The following is a 3165-nucleotide window of genomic DNA, read 5'->3' as shown; positions in this document are numbered from 1 at the left end:
AGCCTGGCGATGTCCTACTCTCACATGGGGAAGCCCCACACTACCATCGGCGCTATTGTGTTTCACTTCTGAGTTCGGCATGGAATCAGGTGGGTCCACAATGCTATGGTCGCCAAGCAAATTTTGCTTTTACTTTCAGCTTTTTTAAAAACTGAAGGCAAAATAATCTGGAAAACTGATTTAAAAGTCTATCTCTTCAAACTCATTCAAGCGTTTGGTATTTCTTTGAGTCCACAAAACCCCTTGGGTGTTGTATGGTTAAGCCTCACGGGCAATTAGTACAGGTTAGCTCAATGCCTCGCAGCACTTACACACCCTGCCTATCAACGTCGTAGTCTACGACAACCCTTTAGGACGCTTATAGCGTCAGGGAAAACTCATCTCAAGGCTCGCTTCCCGCTTAGATGCTTTCAGCGGTTATCGATTCCGAACTTAGCTACCGGGCAATGCCATTGGCATGACAACCCGAACACCAGAGGTTCGTCCACTCCGGTCCTCTCGTACTAGGAGCAGCCCCTTTCAATTTTCCAACGCCCACGGCAGATAGGGACCGAACTGTCTCACGACGTTCTAAACCCAGCTCGCGTACCACTTTAAATGGCGAACAGCCATACCCTTGGGACCGACTTCAGCCCCAGGATGTGATGAGCCGACATCGAGGTGCCAAACACCGCCGTCGATATGAACTCTTGGGCGGTATCAGCCTGTTATCCCCGGAGTACCTTTTATCCGTTGAGCGATGGCCCTTCCATTCAGAACCACCGGATCACTATGACCTGCTTTCGCACCTGCTCGAATTGTCATTCTCGCAGTCAAGCGGGCTTATGCCATTGCACTAACCACACGATGTCCAACCGTGTTTAGCCCACCTTCGTGCTCCTCCGTTACTCTTTGGGAGGAGACCGCCCCAGTCAAACTACCCACCAGGCACTGTCCGTAACCCCGATTCAGGGACCAACGTTAGAACATCAAAACTACAAGGGTGGTATTTCAAGGACGACTCCACCACATCTAGCGACGCGGTTTCATAGTCTCCCACCTATCCTACACATGTAGGTTCAATGTTCAGTGCCAAGCTGTAGTAAAGGTTCACGGGGTCTTTCCGTCTAGCCGCGGGTACACTGCATCTTCACAGCGATTTCAATTTCACTGAGTCTCGGGTGGAGACAGCGTGGCCATCATTACGCCATTCGTGCAGGTCGGAACTTACCCGACAAGGAATTTCGCTACCTTAGGACCGTTATAGTTACGGCCGCCGTTTACCGGGGCTTCGATCAAGAGCTTCGACCGAAGTCTAACCCCATCAATTAACCTTCCGGCACCGGGCAGGCGTCACACCGTATACGTCATCTTACGATTTTGCACAGTGCTGTGTTTTTAATAAACAGTTGCAGCCACCTGGTATCTGCGACTCTCGTCTGCTCCATCCGCAAGGGACTTCACTGATAAGAGCGTACCTTCTCCCGAAGTTACGGTACCATTTTGCCTAGTTCCTTCACCCGAGTTCTCTCAAGCGCCTTGGTATTCTCTACCCGACCACCTGTGTCGGTTTGGGGTACGATTCCTTACAATCTGAAGCTTAGAGGCTTTTCCTGGAAGCATGGCATCAATGACTTCACTACCGTAGTAGCTCGACATCGTATCTCAGCGTTAGTAGCGGTCCGGATTTACCTAAACCACCCGCCTACGTACTTGAACCTGGACAACCGTCGCCAGGCCCACCTAGCCTTCTCCGTCCCCCCATCGCAATTGTAAGAAGTACGGGAATATTAACCCGTTTCCCATCGACTACGCCTTTCGGCCTCGCCTTAGGAGTCGACTTACCCTGCCCCGATTAACGTTGGACAGGAACCCTTGGTCTTCCGGCGAGGGAGTTTTTCACTCCCTTTATCGTTACTCATGTCAGCATTCGCACTTCTGATACCTCCAGCAGCCCTTACAGACCACCTTCAACGGCTTACAGAACGCTCCCCTACCCCACATACCCTAAGGTACGTAGCCGCAGCTTCGGTGTATAGCTTAGCCCCGTTACATCTTCCGCGCAGGCCGACTCGACCAGTGAGCTATTACGCTTTCTTTAAATGATGGCTGCTTCTAAGCCAACATCCTGGCTGTCTGAGCCTTCCCACATCGTTTCCCACTTAGCTATACTTTGGGACCTTAGCTGGCGGTCTGGGTTGTTTCCCTCTCCACGACGGACGTTAGCACCCGCCGTGTGTCTCCCGGATAGTACTTACTGGTATTCGGAGTTTGCAAAGGGTTGGTAAGTCGGGATGACCCCCTAGCCTTAACAGTGCTCTACCCCCAGTAGTATTCGTCCGAGGCGCTACCTAAATAGCTTTCGGGGAGAACCAGCTATCTCCAGGTTTGATTGGCCTTTCACCCCTAGCCACAAGTCATCCGCTAATTTTTCAACATTAGTCGGTTCGGTCCTCCAGTTGATGTTACTCAACCTTCAACCTGCCCATGGCTAGATCACCTGGTTTCGGGTCTAATCCTAGCAACTGTACGCCCAGTTAAGACTCGGTTTCCCTACGGCTCCCCTAAACGGTTAACCTTGCTACTAAAATTAAGTCGCTGACCCATTATACAAAAGGTACGCAGTCACACCACGAAGGTGCTCCTACTGCTTGTACGTACACGGTTTCAGGTTCTATTTCACTCCCCTCACAGGGGTTCTTTTCGCCTTTCCCTCACGGTACTGGTTCACTATCGGTCAGTCAGTAGTATTTAGCCTTGGAGGATGGTCCCCCCATATTCAGACAGGATATCACGTGTCCCGCCCTACTCGTTTTCACTGATTATGATGTGTCGGTTACGGGGCTATCACCCTTTATTGCGGCACTTTCCAGAGCCTTCATCTGTCTCATTAAAAGCTTAAGGGCTAATCCAATTTCGCTCGCCGCTACTTTCGGAATCTCGGTTGATTTCTCTTCCTCGGGGTACTTAGATGTTTCAGTTCCCCCGGTTTGCCTCCTGTTGCTATGTATTCACAACAGGATACTTACTTATGTAAGTGGGTTTCCCCATTCAGGAATCCCAGACTCAAAAGGTTATTACTACCTAATCTGGGCTTATCGCAAGTTATTACGCCTTTCATCGCCTCTGACTGCCAAGGCATCCACCGTGTACGCTTAGTCACTTAACCATACAACCCGAAAGGGT

2 rRNA genes are annotated in these 3165 nt (G+C 50.6%); both read right to left on the bottom strand.

The features are described from left to right. Position 1: 1 nt before the first annotated feature. A 5S ribosomal RNA gene (rrf, locus tag AB4307_RS20670) occupies positions 2 to 117 on the bottom strand. A gap of 137 nt (positions 118 to 254) precedes the next feature. Further along, positions 255 to 3148: ribosomal RNA gene (locus AB4307_RS20665) — 23S ribosomal RNA — on the bottom strand. Between the last annotated feature and the right edge of the window lie 17 nt (positions 3149 to 3165).

Source organism: Vibrio sp. 10N.261.52.C2 (assembly GCF_041471425.1).
Lineage (GTDB): Bacteria > Pseudomonadota > Gammaproteobacteria > Enterobacterales > Vibrionaceae > Vibrio > Vibrio crassostreae_C.
Note: the sequence above shows the minus strand (reverse complement) of the source record. Positions and strands in the feature narration are given on the sequence as shown.